This window comes from Cupriavidus sp. GW823-FHT07B10 (assembly GCF_058794355.1).
Genome location: NZ_JBXAGS010000008.1, coordinates 181,138 through 196,976 on the forward strand (window position 1 = coordinate 181,138; position 15,839 = coordinate 196,976).

Annotated in this window: 12 protein-coding genes; 8 read left to right on the forward strand and 4 right to left on the reverse strand. The window is 67.7% G+C overall.

From position 1 onward, the window contains the following. Positions 1-10: 10 nt before the first annotated feature. The 6 genes from AC1Q6V_RS18810 (at position 11) to AC1Q6V_RS18835 (ending at position 7,978) form a co-directional block, all read left to right on the forward strand. Entirely contained in the window at positions 11-1,213 is a 1,203-nt protein-coding gene (locus tag AC1Q6V_RS18810) for an acetyl-CoA C-acyltransferase (RefSeq protein WP_454750735.1), read from the forward strand. Between the two features lie 70 nt (positions 1,214-1,283). Continuing rightward, entirely contained in the window at positions 1,284-2,249 is a 966-nt protein-coding gene (locus AC1Q6V_RS18815; protein WP_454750734.1) for a WD40/YVTN/BNR-like repeat-containing protein, read from the forward strand. Between the two features lie 28 nt (positions 2,250-2,277). Continuing rightward, positions 2,278-4,719, forward strand: a complete 2,442-nt coding sequence (locus tag AC1Q6V_RS18820) for an efflux RND transporter permease subunit (RefSeq protein WP_058697833.1) — start codon at positions 2,278-2,280, stop codon at positions 4,717-4,719. Positions 4,720-4,805: 86 nt separating this feature from the next. Further along, a complete protein-coding gene (locus AC1Q6V_RS18825) occupies positions 4,806-5,984 on the forward strand; it encodes an NADH:flavin oxidoreductase (RefSeq protein ID WP_412459411.1) in 1,179 nt (392 codons plus the stop codon). Positions 5,985-6,059: 75 nt separating this feature from the next. Beyond that, positions 6,060-7,160 carry a 3-ketosteroid-9-alpha-monooxygenase, oxygenase component gene (locus AC1Q6V_RS18830; RefSeq protein WP_010813964.1) on the forward strand — a complete coding sequence of 367 codons (1,101 nt, stop codon included), beginning with the start codon at positions 6,060-6,062 and terminating at the stop codon, positions 7,158-7,160. Between the two features lie 26 nt (positions 7,161-7,186). After that, positions 7,187-7,978, forward strand: a complete 792-nt coding sequence (locus AC1Q6V_RS18835; RefSeq protein ID WP_454750733.1) for an SDR family oxidoreductase — start codon at positions 7,187-7,189, stop codon at positions 7,976-7,978. Positions 7,979-8,049: 71 nt separating this feature from the next. On the opposite strand, the gene AC1Q6V_RS18840 is transcribed toward AC1Q6V_RS18835, so the two are convergent. The 4 genes from AC1Q6V_RS18840 to AC1Q6V_RS18855 form a co-directional block, all read right to left on the reverse strand. Further along, positions 8,050-8,172: a hypothetical protein gene (locus AC1Q6V_RS18840; RefSeq protein ID WP_439672495.1), complete on the reverse strand. Its 123-nt coding sequence runs from the start codon at positions 8,170-8,172 to the stop codon at positions 8,050-8,052. A 106-nt stretch (positions 8,173-8,278) separates the two neighbouring features. After that, positions 8,279-9,658 (reverse strand): DUF1329 domain-containing protein, encoded by a 1,380-nt coding sequence (locus AC1Q6V_RS18845; protein ID WP_010813961.1) that lies wholly within the window; start codon positions 9,656-9,658, stop codon positions 8,279-8,281. Positions 9,659-9,959: 301 nt separating this feature from the next. Beyond that, positions 9,960-11,087 (reverse strand): acyl-CoA dehydrogenase family protein, encoded by a 1,128-nt coding sequence (locus tag AC1Q6V_RS18850; RefSeq protein WP_010813960.1) that lies wholly within the window; start codon positions 11,085-11,087, stop codon positions 9,960-9,962. Positions 11,088-11,100: 13 nt separating this feature from the next. Further along, complete coding sequence (locus tag AC1Q6V_RS18855) at positions 11,101-12,294, reverse strand: acyl-CoA dehydrogenase family protein (protein WP_010813959.1); 1,194 nt, start codon at positions 12,292-12,294, stop codon at positions 11,101-11,103. Positions 12,295-12,638: 344 nt separating this feature from the next. On the opposite strand from AC1Q6V_RS18855, the gene AC1Q6V_RS18860 reads away from it, so the two are divergent. Next, on the forward strand, positions 12,639-14,159 hold the full coding sequence (locus AC1Q6V_RS18860; RefSeq protein WP_454750732.1) for a class I adenylate-forming enzyme family protein: 1,521 nt from the start codon (positions 12,639-12,641) through the stop codon (positions 14,157-14,159). A 57-nt stretch (positions 14,160-14,216) separates the two neighbouring features. After that, positions 14,217-15,188 carry a Bug family tripartite tricarboxylate transporter substrate binding protein gene (locus tag AC1Q6V_RS18865; protein WP_454750731.1) on the forward strand — a complete coding sequence of 324 codons (972 nt, stop codon included), beginning with the start codon at positions 14,217-14,219 and terminating at the stop codon, positions 15,186-15,188. Positions 15,189-15,839 lie beyond the last annotated feature (651 nt).

A 15,839-nucleotide genomic window follows, 5' to 3' on the forward strand; every position in this document is an offset into this window, starting at 1 on the left:
GGAATCCAGAATGAAAGAAGCAGTCATTGTCGCCGTCGCGCGCACACCGATCGGCAAGGCCTTCCGCGGTGCCTTCAACGACACCGAGGCCCCGGTGCTGGGCGGCCACGTGGTGCGCGCGGTGGTGGAGCGCGCCGGCGTGGATCCGTCCGAGGTGGAAGATGTGCTGATCGGCGCGGCCGCGCAGCAGGGCACCCAGGGCTACAACCTGGGCCGCCTGTGCGCGGTGGCGGCCGGCCTGCCGGACAGCGTGCCCGGCATGACCATGGACCGTATGTGCGGCTCGGGCCTGATGACGATCGCTGCGGGCGCCCGCGCGATCCAGTGCGGCGAGGCCGACATCATCGTCGCCGGCGGCGCGGAATCTATCTCGCTGACGCAGACCAGGCACAAGAACAGCTACCGCGCCCAGTCCGAAGCGGTGCTGGCGCGGCAGCCGGCAGCCTATATGGCAATGATCGAGACCGCCGAGGTGGTGGCGCGCCGCTATGGCATCAGCCGCGCCGAGCAGGACGCCTACGCCTGGCGCAGCCAGCAGCGCACCGCCGAGGCGCAGCGGCGCGGTGCCTTCGATGACGAGATCGTGCCGCTGGAAACGCGCCGCGCGCTGTTCGACAAGGCCGGCACGCTGACCGGCCACGAGACCGTTCGGCTTGCGCACGACGAGTGCAACCGGCCCGATACCACGGCCAGCAGCCTGGAGGCGCTGAAGCCGGTCTGGAGCGGCGGCCAGGCGGTGGCCGCCGGCGAGCACATCACTGCCGGCAATGCCTCGCAGTTGTCGGACGGCGCCGCCGCGGTGCTGATGATGAGCGCCGACGAGGCCCGCCGGCGCGGCCTGCGCCCGCTGGGCCGCTACCGCGGCATGGCGGTGGCGGGCTGCGCGCCGGACGAGATGGGGATCGGCCCGGTATTCGCCGTACCCAGGCTGCTCGCGCGCCATGGCATGACGGTGGCCGACGTGGGCCTGTGGGAGCTGAACGAGGCCTTTGCCTGCCAGGTGCTGTACTGCCAGCAGAAGCTGGGCATCCCGGATGCGCGCCTGAATGTCAACGGCGGCGCGATCTCGATCGGCCATCCGTTCGGCATGTCGGGTGCGCGCATGACCGCGCATGCAATGATTGAAGGCCGGCGCCGCGGCGTGCAGCAGGCAGTGGTGACCATGTGCATCGGTGGCGGCATGGGTGCCGCCGCGCTGTTCGACGTTCTGTAATCACAAGCAGCCCCTGCAGGGACGGCCCGCAACGAGGCCGCCTGCCATCACTCCAACCGGAGGAGACATCATGAAACGACTGATCGGCGTCGCCATGTCACTGGCCGTGCTGGCCACCGCGGTATGGGCCTTCGCGCCGCGCCCGCTGCCGCCGTTCGCGGCCACGACGCTGCGCCCGGACGGCCTGCAGGTCAACGGCATCGCGCGCGCCGGCGAGCGCCTGGTGGCAGTGGGCGAGCGTGGCCAGATCCTGTTCAGCGATGACCAGGGCCGCAACTGGCGCTCGGCCGCCGTGGATCAACCGCAAGGCGCCGCGTTGACCCAGGTGGCCTTTGCCGACAGCCGCCATGGCATGGCGGTCGGGCACAGCGGCTGGATCTTGCGCACGGAAGACGGCGGTGCGCACTGGCAGCAGGTGGCGTTCGACGCGAGCTCATCCGATCCGCTGCTCGGCGCCTGGGCCCAGGCGGGCGGCCCGTGGTTCGCGGTCGGCAGCTTTGGCCGCTTCCTGGTCTCGCGCGACCAGGGCAGGCACTGGGAGCCGGCCGCAGACAAGGCCATGCAGGACCGCCACCTCAACGGCATTGCCGGCGACGGGCAGGGGCGCCTGATGCTGGTCGGCGAAACCGGCCTGGTGCTGCGCTCGCCCGACGGCGGCAGCCGCTGGGAGGTGGTGAAGTCCCCCTACGAGGGATCGCTGTACGGCGTGCAGCCGCTGCGCGATGGCGCCTGGCTGGCCTTCGGCATGCGCGGCAACGCCTTGCGCAGCGAGGACTTCGGCGCCACCTGGCAGGCCGCGGACACTGGCCTCAAGACCTCGTTCTTCGGCGGCGTCGAGCTGCCCGATGGGCGCATCGTGCTGGCCGGGCAGGGTGGCACGATGGTGATGTCCGCCGACGGCGGGCGCCACTTCACCGCCCTGCCCGCCGGCAGCCCGCAGACCCTGGCCGCGCTGGCCCCTGCCGGCAAGGACAAGCTGGCGCTGGGCGGCAATGGCGGCCTTGCCGGCGCCACGCTCGCCGCCAACCCCCGCTGACCCTGGCTTACCGAATGCGAGAACGATCATGACCCGCCCCCATTCCTCCGGCCGCCTGGGCCGCCTTGTCGATGCCTGCGCCAGCCTGCTGATGCACCGGCGCCGCCTGCTGCTGGTGCTGTGCCTGGCCGTGACCGTGGCGCTGGGCGCCTCGGCCACGCGGCTGCGGCTCGATCCCGGCTTCAACAAGATGATCCCGCTGCAGCACCCGTTCATGCAGGTGTTCACCAAGTACGCGAGCACCTTTTCCGGTGCCAATACGGTGCTGCTGAGCCTGCGCTGGAAGGGCGACGGCGATATCTACAACGCGGCCTTCATGGACAAGCTGCGCCGCGCCACCGATGACGTGTTCTTCATCCCCGGCGTGGACCGCTCGCGCGTGTTCTCGCTGTTCACGCCCAATGTGCGCTACACCGAGGTGACGGAGGCGGGCTTTCGCGGCGACGTGGTGGTGCCGGGGCGCTTCTCCGGCACGCCGGCCGAGCTCGACAAGGTGCGCCGCAACGTGGCGCGCTCCGGCCAGATCGGCCGCCTGGTCAGCAACGACCTGAGGTCCGCGCTGATCCGCGCGGAATTGCGCGAGACCGATCCGGCCACCGGCAAGACCATCGACTACGGTTCGGTCGCGCGCCAGCTGGAGAAGATCCGCGGGGACTTCAGCGGCACCGACGTCGAGGTCAATATCGTCGGCTTTGCCAAGCTGGTGGGCGATGTGGAAGAGGGCATCGCCGGCGTGATGGGCTTCTTCGCGCTGGCCTTCGCCGTGACCGCGCTGCTGCTGTGGCTGTACACGCGCTCGCTGCGTATCACGCTGCTGTCGCTGGTGGTGGCGCTGCTGCCCGTGGCCTGGCTGCTGGGCCTGCTGCCGCTGCTGGGCTACGGCATCGATCCGATGTCGATCCTGGTGCCGTTCCTGATCTTTTCGATCGGGGTCTCGCACGCGGTGCAGATGACCAATGCCTGGAAGCAAGAGGTGGTGCAGGGACATGGTGCGCTGGACAGCGCCAGCGCGGCCTTCCGCAAGCTGTTCATCCCCGGCACGGTCGCGCTGCTGACCAACGCGCTCGGGTTCATGGTCATCATGCGCATCGAGATCGACATCGTGCGCGAGCTTGGCATCACCGCCTGCCTGGGCGTGCTGCTGATGATCGTGACCAACAAGGTGTTCCTGCCGATCCTGCTGTCGTACACGCGGCTGGAGCCGTCGGCGCTGGCATCGGCGCAGGCCCGGCGCGCGCACGGAACCGGCGGGCTGTGGCAGAAGTTCGGCGCGCTGGCGCGTCCGGGCCCGGCGCTGGGCGTGTTCGTTGCCGCGCTCGCGTTGCTGGCGGCCGGCGCCATCGATTCGCGCGGCCTCAAGATTGGCGATGTCGGCAGCGGCGCACCGGAACTGCGCGCGGATTCGCGCTACAACCGCGACAGCGCCAGCATCGTGAGCCAGTACAACATCGGCTCGGATGCGCTGACCGTGGTGGTGGAACCCACCGGCTTCGACGACGGCTGCCTGCACTACCCGGTGATGAGTGCGGTGGAACGCTTCGAGATGCATATGCGCGGCGTGTCCGGCGTGCAGTCGGTGGTGAGCGTGTCGTCGCTGGCCAAGGTGGTGATCGGCGCCTACAACGAGGGCAACCCGCGCTGGGAGGCGCTGCCGCGCAGCAGCGAGGGCCTGAGCCAGGGCGCCAAGGCCTTCGACCCGGACAACGGCATGAATACCTCGAACTGCCAGGCCATCCAGGTGCTGATCTACACCGCCAACCATGAGGGCGCCACCATCGCCCACATCATCCGCGAGATCCGCCGCTTCACCGCCGCCGACAAGACCCCCAACGTGGCGTTCCGCCTGGGCGGGGGCAATATCGGCGTGATGGCGGCCACCAATGAGGCCGTGGAAGAAGCCGAAGTGACCATGCTGCTGTCGATCTTCGGTGCGATCACGCTGCTATGCCTGCTGACGTTCCGCTCGTGGCGCGCGGTGCTGTGCATCATCGTGCCGCTGACGCTGGTGTCGGTGCTGTGCAATGCGCTGATGGCGCGGCTTGGCATCGGGCTGAAGGTGTCGACGCTGCCGGTCATCACGCTGGGCGTGGGCGTCGGCGTGGACTACGGCATCTACCTGTATGAGCGCATCCAGCACCAGATCCGCGAGGAAGGGCAGGCCCTGCCGCAGGCCTTTGCCGAGGCCATGCGCCAGCGCGGTTCGGCGGCGCTGTTCACGGCGCTGACGATGTGCATCGGGGTGGGCACCTGGGCCTTTGCCGCGCTCAAGTTCCAGGCCGACATGGGTATCCTGCTGGCCTTCATGTTCCTGGTGAACCTGTTCGGCGCAGTGTCGCTGCTGCCGGCGCTGGCTGCTTGGCTGGGGGTGGAGGAAGAAGAGCGTGCGCGCGTGGCCGCCGGTGGTGCCGGTGGCGCCGCGCGCGGCGAGACGGTGCCGCCGGCGCACGCCCTGAAATCCGACGCGGTGTAAGGCCGATGACCCGGAGAGACAGCATGCACGATCACCAGGCTTACGCGGCGGCGGCATTCACGCCGGTCCGCATCGGCCCGCTCACGCTGCGCAATCGCATTATCAAGGCCGGCGCCAACGAGGGCATGACGCCGCAGGGCCTGCCGACCGAGGCGCTGGTCAGGCACCACCGCGAGCTTGCCGCGGGCGGCGTGGGCATGACCACGGTGGCGTATGCGGCGGTGGCCGACGACGGCCTGACTTTTTCGCACCAGCTCAGCATGCGCCCGGAGCAGGTTGCGCACCTGCGCGTGCTGACCGATGCCGTGCATCGCGAAGGCGCGGCGGCCTGCCTGCAGATCACCCATGCGGGCTCGTTCACCACCATGCGCCATGGCGGCAGCCGCGCGCCGGGCAGTGCTTCATCCGGACTCAATGCCTTTGGCATGCTGCATGGCGTGTATTTCCAGCGTGCCATGCGCGAGGCGGACATGGCGCGCGTTGCCGGCCAGTTTGCCGCCGCGGCGCGGCTGGCGCGCGAAGCCGGCTTCGACGCGGTGGAAATCCACATGGGGCACGGCTACCTGCTCAACCAGTTCCTGTCGCCGCTGAGCAACCGTCGGCGCGATGCGTTCGGCGGCAGCGTGGAGAACCGCACCCGCTTTCCGGCCGCGGTACTGCGCCAGGTGAAGGACGCGGTCGGCGCCGAGCTGGCGGTCTGCTGCAAGCTGAGCGTCAGCGACGGCGTGCCGGGCGGCAACGAACCCGCGGATTCCGCCGTGACCGCGCGCCTGCTGGAGGCGGAAGGCGCCGACCTGCTGACCCTCAGCGGCGGGCGCAACGTCGAGAGCCCGTGGGCGCTGTTCGGCAGCCCCATGCCCACGGCGCAGATGAAGGCCGCCGCACCGACCGCGGTGGCGCGCTTCGGCATCACCATGCTGGAGAAGCGCACGCCGCGCGCGCTGGCCTTTCGCGAGCTGTACTTCCTGGAGGCGTCGCGCGTGGTGCGGCGGGCGGTGCGCATGCCGCTGGCCTATATCGGCGGCGTCAAGTCGATCGGCAATGTCGCGCAGCTGATGGAAGAGGGCTTCGACTGCATCGCGCTGGCGCGCGCGCTGATCCACGATCCCGCACTGGTCGCCAACTGGCGCAGCGGCGCGGTGGCGCATTCGGCCTGTGACAGCTGCAATGGCTGCGTGGCGCGGATCTACGATCCGGCCGGTGTCAGTTGCGTGCATGGCCCGGGCAATGACCCGGCGCTGACGAAGATTGCCGCGCTGCAGTAGTCCGATGGGACGATGAGCCGCCGGCCAGACGCTCTTATCTTGAAGGTCCCACGGGAATTCAAGGAGACAGACGCCATGACCGCTGACGGCAACCAGACTGGCTACAAGACCGGCTACAAGATCGAATCACGCCCGCTCGAGGCCCGCTACGCGCGCGGCTGGCATTGCCTCGGCCTGGCCGATGGCTACCGCGACGGCGTGCCGCACACGCTGAATATCTTCGGCCGGCGCCTGGCGGCGTTTGCCGACTCGACCGGCGCGATTCGCGTGATCGACGGCTACTGTCCGCACATGGGCGCAGACCTGAGCACCGGCACCGTGCAGGGCGACAACCTGGTCTGCCCGTTCCACGGCTGGCAGTGGGGCGGCGACGGCGGCTGCAAGTCCATTCCCTACTGCAAGCGGGTGCCGCCCAAGGCCCGCGTCGGCGCCTGGGAGACCTGCGAGCAGAACCACCTGCTCTTCATCTGGCACGATCCCGAAGGCCGCCCGGCACCCCCCGAGGTGGCGATTCCGCGCATCGATGCCTGCTTCTCTTCGGATTGGTCGGACTGGGCCATCGACGAGATGCTGATCCGCACCAATTGCCGCGAGCTGGTCGACAATATCTCCGACATGGCGCATTTCGGCACGGTCCATGGCGCGCCGGTGGACTATTTTGCCAACCTGTTCGAAGACCACAAGGCCACGCAGCTGATGATCGGGCGCAGTGCCCGGCTCTCGGGCGATGCGCAGCTGACGGCGCTGTCCACGTACTTCGGGCCCGCATACCACATCACCGAGATGATCGGACAGATGGGCGACCAGCAGATCCACTCGATCCTGCTCAACTGCCATGTGCCGATCGACCTCAACAGCTTCGCGCTGCGCTACGGCGTGTTGGTGAAGAAGATCCCGGGGCTGTCCGAGGAACAGAACCGTGCCATGGCGCAAGCCTATGTGGAGCAGGCCAAACAGGCCTTCTACGAGGACGTGGCGATCTGGGACAGCAAGATCCGCATCGACAACCCGTTGCTGTGCGAAGGCGACGGGCCCCTCTACCAGATGCGTGACTGGTACCAGCAGTTCTACACCGACGTGGAGCAGGTGCGGCCGTCCAGCGTGGCACGGCGCATCTTTGAGCTGAACCCGGGCAATATCGAACCGCCGGCGCTGCGGCATGTGTTCGAGGCCTGATGGCAACCTCCACGGAACCTCGCACCATGAAAACCGTCGTCATTACCGGAGCCGCGTCCGGTATGGGCGCGGCCGTGCGCCAGCGCATGCTCGCCGACGGCTGCCGGGTCATCGGCATCGACCTGCGCGATGCCGACATCGTTGCCGACCTGTCCAGCCCGCAGGGCCGCGCTGCCGCGATCGACGCCGTACTGTCGCGGTCAGGCGGCCGCATCGACCGGCTGGTCTGCTGCGCCGGCCTGGGCCCGCATGTCGAACCCGCAACGCTGGTGGCATCGGTCAACTACTTCGGCTTGGTAGCACTGCTGGACGGCCTGTTCGAGGCGCTGCGCCAGGGCTCGGATCCGTGCGCCGTGGTGGTGTCGTCCAACTCGGCCACGCTCCAGTCCTGGGAGGGCAGCCCGCTGCGTGATGCCTACCTTGCCGGCGATGAGCCAGGCGTGTGCACGATGGTGGCGGCCGCCGCGGCGGCGGAAGCCACCCGGGACCAGGCTGGCTATATCGCCTATGCCAGTTCCAAGCATGCGGTGGCGGCGGCCGCGCGGCAACGTGCGGCCGCGTGGGGACAGGCCGGCGTGCGCCTCAACGTGGTCGCGCCGGGGGCGGTGGAAACGCCGCTGCTGCAGGCCGGGCTGAAGGATCCGCGCTATGGCGATGCCATTCGCGATTTCCTGCCGCCGCTTGGGCGCCGCGCCCAGCCTGAAGAGGTGGCCGCGCTGATCGCGTTCCTGTGCGGGCCGCACGCTGCCTACATCCATGGCAACGTGGTGTTCATCGACGGCGGCCTGGGTGCCGCGCAGCGACCGCTGAACTTCTGATCTCCTGGCCAATGGGGCATCCGCCGCGAGCCGCGGCGGATGCCCCATTTTTGTTCGATGGCGCTCCGGACTTACGTGACCATGACATCGTCCTGCATCCGGCGCTCGCGTTCGCCGGGATACAGGGCCTTCTTTTCGAGGTAGAAGCACTCGGCGCAGCCCGGGTTGCAATCGGAGCGGCTGGGCTTTGCCATGTAAAAACCCCCAAAAGTCGTCTCCGACTTCTGGGGGCAGTTCAGGGCGGGGAGGGGAGCGCGACCGGGCGCCAAAGGCTGCGCCCGGCCGGATATCACGATGGGATCAGGTACCCGACCCGCGCGCGGCGTCCGGGGAGAAGAACGCCTCGTTGAATTCCGGGCTGTTGTTCAGCGTTGCCATCGGGCCTTCGTTGGTCAGGCGGTCGGCCATGTAGGCACCCGAAATCAGGTCATGGTAGAACACCGTGGTCGGATAGTAGCGGCGTGCATCATAGGCGTACACCGAGGCCTGGAGATTGGTGCGCCACAACTGGCCCCGGCCATCGTAGTTGTCGGCCGCCAGGGCCAGCCAGCTGTCTTCGTCGAGATACAGCACGCGTTTCGCATACTGGTGCCGGAAACCGGACTTGAGCGTGGCTTCCAGTACCCATACCCGATGCGGTTCATAGCGCATCGCGTCCGGATTGGCATGGCCATTCGTGAGCAGCTCCTTGTACTTGACGGAAGTGCTCTGCAGCTTGTAATTGTGGTACGGGACGAAGATCTCTTTCTTGCCGACGATCTTCCAGTTGTAGCGTTCGCCCGAGCCGTTGAAGAGGCGGTCGTCGTCCACGGTGCGGAAGCCGCCGGGACCCTGGGGCTGGTCAAAGCCGAATTCCGGCGCCTGGCGCACCCGCCGCGTGCCCGGGTTGTAGATCCACGTGCGGTTGGTGTCGGAACCCTCCTGGTCCCAGACCGCGTAGCCAACGATCACCTGGCCGCGGTCACGCAACGGCAGGTCGGTGGCGGTGCGGAAGAAGGAGCGCTCGTTGAGGGCGCTGCGCGGGTCGAACTTGCCATTGTTGCGCGGCGACAGGATGCTGTACGAGACGCGCCCCCACGCGATCGAGCCGTTCGGATACACCACGGCCTGGTCGAACTGAGCCTTCTCGGTGCCGATGGCCGACGAGAAACGCTGGTTCCACAACAGCTCCATCGCGGTTTTCGGAATCGGGTAGGGAACCTGCGGACCCGCTTCCTTCAGGCCGTTGGCATCGCTCGTCATGCTGACGGTGGTGGCGTAGGTGCGGATGTCCTTGTAGACCGCGTCCTCGTAGCGGAAATCGCGATGGCTTGGGTACACCGGCATCTTGAAGGTGTCGGGATACTTCTTGAACAGCGCCTTCTGCCCGTCGCTAAGCCGCTCGGCATACTGCGCCATGTTCTGCGCCGTGATGACGAACAGCGGCTTCTCATCGGCATACGGGTCCGGGTAGCGTTCGCCGCGCTGGTATTTGACATGCGCCGGCGTGCCCAGCCACTTGCCGGACCATGCCGGGACCTCGCCGTCCTTGCTGGCGGCACGCTCGGCGCCCATCGGCGTGAGGGGGCCATCCAGTTGCTTGAGCTCCTCCGGGGTGGCCTTCGCCCACGATGCCGCCGCCAGGGCCATGCTGGTGAGCAGCAGGCCACCGCGTATCAGTTGTCTTGTGCTGGATTTCATTGAAGTCTCGCTCCTTGTAAAGAGGAATTGCCGGCGCCGGCTGTGCCTGTGCCTGTGGTGACAGCGTAGTGATGGCGCGGCGGCGGGGAATCGTTGGAACGGACTAGTGGATTTCCCTAGCGCCCGGCGTGGCGGAGGGGGCGGGGACAATCCGGGTGGCGTGCCAGCATCCCGCGAGGATTGCGGGAGCGTACCGGGGTGGTACGGGAAGGGGGGCGGGGGTAGGGGGACTTAAACGGCGCGAGGCCGGGCAAGTGCCCGGCCTCGCGCGCCAGCATGCGGCCAGCGGCCGCAGCCAGGGTCAGGCTTCCATCACTTCGCCGAAGCGCTGCAGGTGGTAGTCGCTGTCGCCCAGCAACTGGTCCAGCATGGTCAGGCGCTTGAAGTAGTCGCCCACGGACAGCTCATCGGTCATGCCCATGCCGCCATGCAGCTGCACGGCCTGCTGGCCGACGAAGCGCCCGGCGCGGGCCAGCGTCACCTTGGCCGCGGACAGCATGCGGCGGCGCGCGGCGGGATCGGCCTCGTCCAGCGCCTGGACTGCGACGTAGGCCATCGACAGTGCCAGCTCCTTCTGCACCAGCATGTCGGCCATGCGGTGCTGCAGTGCCTGGAAGCTGGCCAGCGGCTTGCCGAACTGCTGGCGCGTGCCCAGGTACTCGGCGGTGATCTCGATCAGCTTTTCCATGGCGCCGGCGCCCTCGGCGCACAGCGCGGCAACGCCGTGCTCAAGGCCCACGCCCAGCGCGGCCAGGCCGTCGGCGGGCTGGCCCACCAGCGCGTCGGCCGGCACCGTCACGTCCTGCAGCGACAGGTCGGCGGCGCGCAGGCCGTCGACGGTCGGGTAGGCGGTGACGCCCAGGCCCTTGCTGTCGCGCGGCACCAGGAACAACGCAATCTCATTGCTGCCGGCCACGCGCGCGGTCAGCAGGTAGGCGTCGGCGGCGGCGCCGTGCCAGACCACGCTCTTGATGCCGTTGAGCACGTAGCCGTCGCCGCTGCGCTCGGCGCTGGCGCGGGCCGATTCCGGGCGGTAGCGGGTGGTCGGCTCCAGGTAGGCCAGCGTGACGATGCGCTCGCCCGAGGCGATCGCGGGCAGCCATTGTTCCTTCTGCGCGGCGCTGCCGTGGGCGGCCAGGATGGCCGCGGCCATCACGCCGCTGGGCGTGACCGGCTCCAGCACCAGGCCGCGGCCCAGTTCGCGCTGCACCACCAGCTGGCTGGCTGGGCCTTCGCCGAAGCCGCCGAAGTCGGCCGGCACGGTCAGGCCCAGCACGCCCATTTCAGCGAGCTTGTTCCACACGCCGCGATCCAGGCTCTCGCCTGCGCGCGCGCTCTTGCGGCGGGCCTCGAAGGTGTATTCGGTATCGATGAAGCGACGCAGGCTGTCCGCCAGCATCTGTTGCTCTTCGCTGTAGGTGAAGTCCATGTCAGCTATCCCTTCAGAAACCCAGGATCATCTTGGAGATGATGTTCTTCTGCACTTCGGTCGCGCCGCCGTAGATCGAGGTCTTGCGCATGTCGTAGTAGGTGGAGGCGGCAGGGGCGGCCCAGTCGGGGCCCGCCACCGGCTGCGTCGCGCCCGGCTCAAGCCAGTCCGGCGAATACGGCCAGGCGTTGGGGCCGGCCACTTCCATCATCAGCATGCCCAGGTCCTGCTGCACCTCGGAGCCGCGGATCTTGACGATCGAGGCCTCGGGGCCGGGGGTGCCGGCGGCCTGCGTGGCGACGCGAAGCAGCAGCATTTCCAGCGCCATGATGTCCATCTCGACGCGGGCGATCTTGTCGCGCATGCGCACGTCTTCGATCAGCGGGCGGCCGGCGCCGTCGGTGGCCTGGCTGGCGTAGTGCTTGAGCAGGCGCAGCTCGCGGTGGCAGTGGCCGATGCCGGCAATGCCGGTGCGCTCATGGCCGAGCAGGTACTTGGCATAGGTCCAGGCGCGGTTCTCTTCGCCGACCAGGTTCCCGACCGGCACTTCCACGTCTTCGAACCAGGTCTCGTTGACGTCATGGCCGCCGTCGAGCGTCTTGATCGGGCGCACCGTCACGCCGGGCGACTTCATGTCGATCAGCAGCATCGAGATGCCTTCCTGGGCCTTGGCCTCCGGGTCGGTGCGCACCAGGCAGAAGATCCAGTCGGCAAAGTGGGCCATGGTGGTCCAGGTCTTCTGGCCGTTGACGATGTACTTGTCGCCCTTGCGCACCGCGCGCGTCTTCAGCGAGGCCAGGTCGGAACCCGAGCCCGGCTCGGAGTAGCCCTGGCACCAGAAGTCGTCGATATTGGGGATGCGCGGCAGGAAGCGCTGCTGCATCTCGGGGCTGGCGTACTTCATCAGCACCGGCCCGATCATGGTCAGGCCGAACGGCAGCAGGCGCGGCGCGCCGGCGCGGAAGGTCTCGATCTCGAAGATCAGGCGCTGCAGCGCGGTCCAGCCGGTGCCGCCCCATTGCCTGGGCCAGGTCGGCGCACCCCAGCCGCGCGCCTGCAGGATGCGGTGCCAGCGGATGTAGTCGTCCTTTTCCACGCGCTGGTGGTTGAGAACCTTGTTGCGGATGTCTTCCGGCAGGCTGGCCTGCGCGAATGCGCGGACCTCCTCGCGGAAGGCCTGTTCCTCGGCGGTGAAACGCAAATCCATCTGAATGTCCCCTGTGGTACGCGGGCCGCGCGGCGCTTCTTGCCCTGTCTGGTTGTGCAGTGCGTCAAAGCGGCGGCCCTCACTGTGCCGGCCGATTGTAGGGGCCGGGCGCGATTCTTTGCTTCATCAATGATAAAGCCGTCCTTCGTGGAGGCGGAACCACCTGCGCCGGGTGGTGGCGGGGCGAACTGCGGCTGGCCAGTGGCGTTGACGAACACGGCCTTAGTGAATTCCAAATGGCTGCGGCACGGGGCTTGCAGCAAACTGATGCAGCCAGTTTCATGTGGCCGGGTGTATTCCGCCGCATATCCGAGTCAGCCTGCATCGAGAGACCCACCAGCACCATGTCTTCCTTCCGCCCCGAATACATCCACGACATCCCCCGCTACTGGGCCGCGCAGACGCCCGACGCGCCGTGCCTGCACGAGAACGGCGCCGTCATCAGCTACGGCGAGCTGTGGCGGCGCATCGAGGCCGCCCGCGACTGGCTGGCGGCGCGGGGCGTGGGCGAGGGCGACCGCGTGATGGTGGTCGGCGAGAACTGCAACGAGATGGTGGTCACGCTGTTCGCCAGCAGCCTGCTGCATGCCTGGCCGATCCAGGTCAATGCGCGCCTGTCCGCGCGCGAGATCGACAATATCCGCGATCATGCGCAGCCGGCGCTGGTGCTGTTCACCGGCCATGTCTCCGACGTGGCCGCGGCGCACGGCGAGCGGCTGGGCGCACAGGCCACCGGCTGCCCGGTGTTCGACGCTGGCATGCGGGTGGTGCGCGCGGCCACCGCGCCGCAGCGCGAGCCGGCCGGGCTGGCCCGCAGCGTCGCCACGCTGATCTATACCTCCGGCACCACTGGCGCGCCCAAGGGCGTGATGGTGCCGCATGCGGGCCTGACCCAGTTTGCGCGCATCTCTGCCACCTCGCGCGACATGGGCCCGGCCGACGTGGCCTACGGCGCCTTGCCGATGTCGCATATCTTCGGCATTGCCACGGTGCTGATGGCCACGCTGTATGCGGGCGCCAGCCTGTTCCTGCGCCCGCGCTTCGACGCCAATGAAGTGTTCGAGTCGCTGGCATCGCCCGGCGTCACCATCCTGCAGGGCGTGCCGACCATGTTCACGCGCATCATGGCGGTGGCGCCCACCGTCGGCGCGAAGCCCGGCGCCTATCCGCGCCTGCGCTACCTCTATACCGGCGGCGCGCCGCTGGACCCCACGCTCAAGCGCGAGGTCGAAACCCTGTTCGGCCAGGCGCTGCACCATGGCTACGGCATCACCGAATACGCCGGCTCGCTCTTCATCACGCGCATGGAAGCCCCGCGCGCCGACTGCTCGGCCGGCTATATCGTCGAAGGCGTCGAGATCGAGATCACCGATGCCGAAGGCAAGCTGCTTCCCGCCGGCGAGCGCGGCCAGATCCGCGTGCGCGGCCCGGGCGTGATGCTGGGCTACTACCGCAACCCCGAGCAGACCGCCGAGGCGCTGCTGCCCGGCGGCTGGCTCAATACCGGCGACCTGGGCTACCTGGATGCCGACGGCGCGCTGTTTATCTCCGGCCGCTCCAAGGACCTGATCATCCGCTCCGGCTTCAACGTCTACCCGATCGAGGTCGAGTCTGTGATCAATGCCTTCCCGGGCGTGCGCCAGTCGGCCGTGGTCGGACGCACCACCGGCGACGGCAACGAGGAAGTGGTGGCCTTCATTGAAATGCAGGACGGCGCCGAGCTTGACCGCAAGGCGCTGGACACCTACCTGCGCGAGAGCCTGGCCCCGTACAAGCGCCCGGCCGAGCTCCGCACCGTCGACGTGATTCCGACCACGGCGAGCGGCAAGCTGCTCAAGCAGCCGCTGCGCGCCATGCTCGATTAAGCGCCCGCCGGGCCCGCCGGCCCCGGGCAATATCAGCCATACCTGGAGGAGACAATAATGAAGACATGGACGACACTGGCAGCCCTGACCGCCACGCTGCTGCTGCAGGGCGCGGCGTGGGCCGCCGACGCCTACCCGTCGCGGCCGATCAAGCTGCTGGTGGGTTACGCGCCCGGCGGCCCGGTCGACACAGCCGCGCGCATCTATGCCGAGCAACTCGGGCGCGTGCTCAAGCAGCCGGTGGTGGTGGATAACCGCGCGGGCGCCAGCGGCGCGATCGCCGCCGACATGACCGCCAAGGCGGCGCCGGACGGCTACACGCTGTATTTCGTCGCCAGCCCGACCATGACCATGACGCCGCTGATCCAGCACTCGGTCAATTTCAATCCGGTCAAGGACTTTACCTATATCGGCCTGATCACCGATTACACCAACGTGCTGCTGGTGAACAAGGACTTCCCGGCGAAGAACGTGGGCGAGCTGGTCGACTATGCGCGCAAGCATCCTGAGGGGGTCTCGTTCGGCTCGGCCGGCATTGGGGCATCGAACCACCTGTCGGCGGAATTGCTGGCTCAGATGAACAGCGTGAAGATGCTGCATGTGCCGTACAAGGGCAATGCGCCGGCCATGGCTGACGTGATGAGCGGCAAGGTCACCTTCATGTTCGATATTACCGGCACGGCCATCGGGCATATCAATGGCGGCAAGGTGCGGGCGCTGGCGGTCACGTCGAGGACCCGCAACCCGGCGCTGCCGAACGTGCCGACCATGATCGAGTCGGGGCAGAAGGACTATGACCTGACCGGCTGGTATGCGCTGGTGGGGCCGCAGAAGCTGCCGGCCGATGTGGTGGACAAGCTGGTCAAGGCGCAGAAGGCGGTTGGGGAGGATGCTGCTTTCCGGCAACGGATGACGGCTGGGGGGTATGACGTGAATATCAGCACGCCGAAGGCGCTGGGAGATCGGATTCAGCGGGAGCTGGCGCTTTGGGGTGGGGTGGTGAAGGCGGCGAAGATTCAGGCGGATTGAGGGGGGAGGGGCTTGGGGGCTGGTTCGATGTTGTCGTAGGTCGACGGCCCTGTTCCGCCCTGCTGGGCGGGTCACTTTCTGTCCGAGCGACAGAAAGTGACTCGCCCCTTTATGGGCGAAACCGGGGCCTCTCCAAGAGCCACCACCACAAATCTGCCGAAGTACCTTCTTGAATGCCATCAAGGCATCGCCTGTAAACCGTGATGCGTGCCTTCGCCAAGGCGTGGAGTTCTCCGCTCTGTGGACGTCGGCAACTGACGCTCAACTTAGCGTATCGATCCTTCACAATCTGCGCCTTGATTGTGAACGGCAGGGTTCTCTAGACTGGATGGGCTGCTAATACAGCAGGAGCCGGGAGTGAGAACCCGATCAACGTTACCTCCTCTTCTACGCTATGGAGGTCAGCAATGTCCCAATCCGGCATTGAACCCGACGCCTTCACCCCGCCCCGACTCGATGATTCCCTTTCGCGGTTCAGTCCCGAAACCCGCCGCGCAGCGCGTGAGGACGCGCTGCCTGTTCCTCGGCAACTCTTGCTATTGAATCTCTTGGATCAAGCCGATGCGGTTGCGCGAGGCACGGCCTGCGTACTGACGTTGGTTACGCACAGCGAATGTGACGCACAGGAAGAGGGGAGCGTAGCCTTGCAGC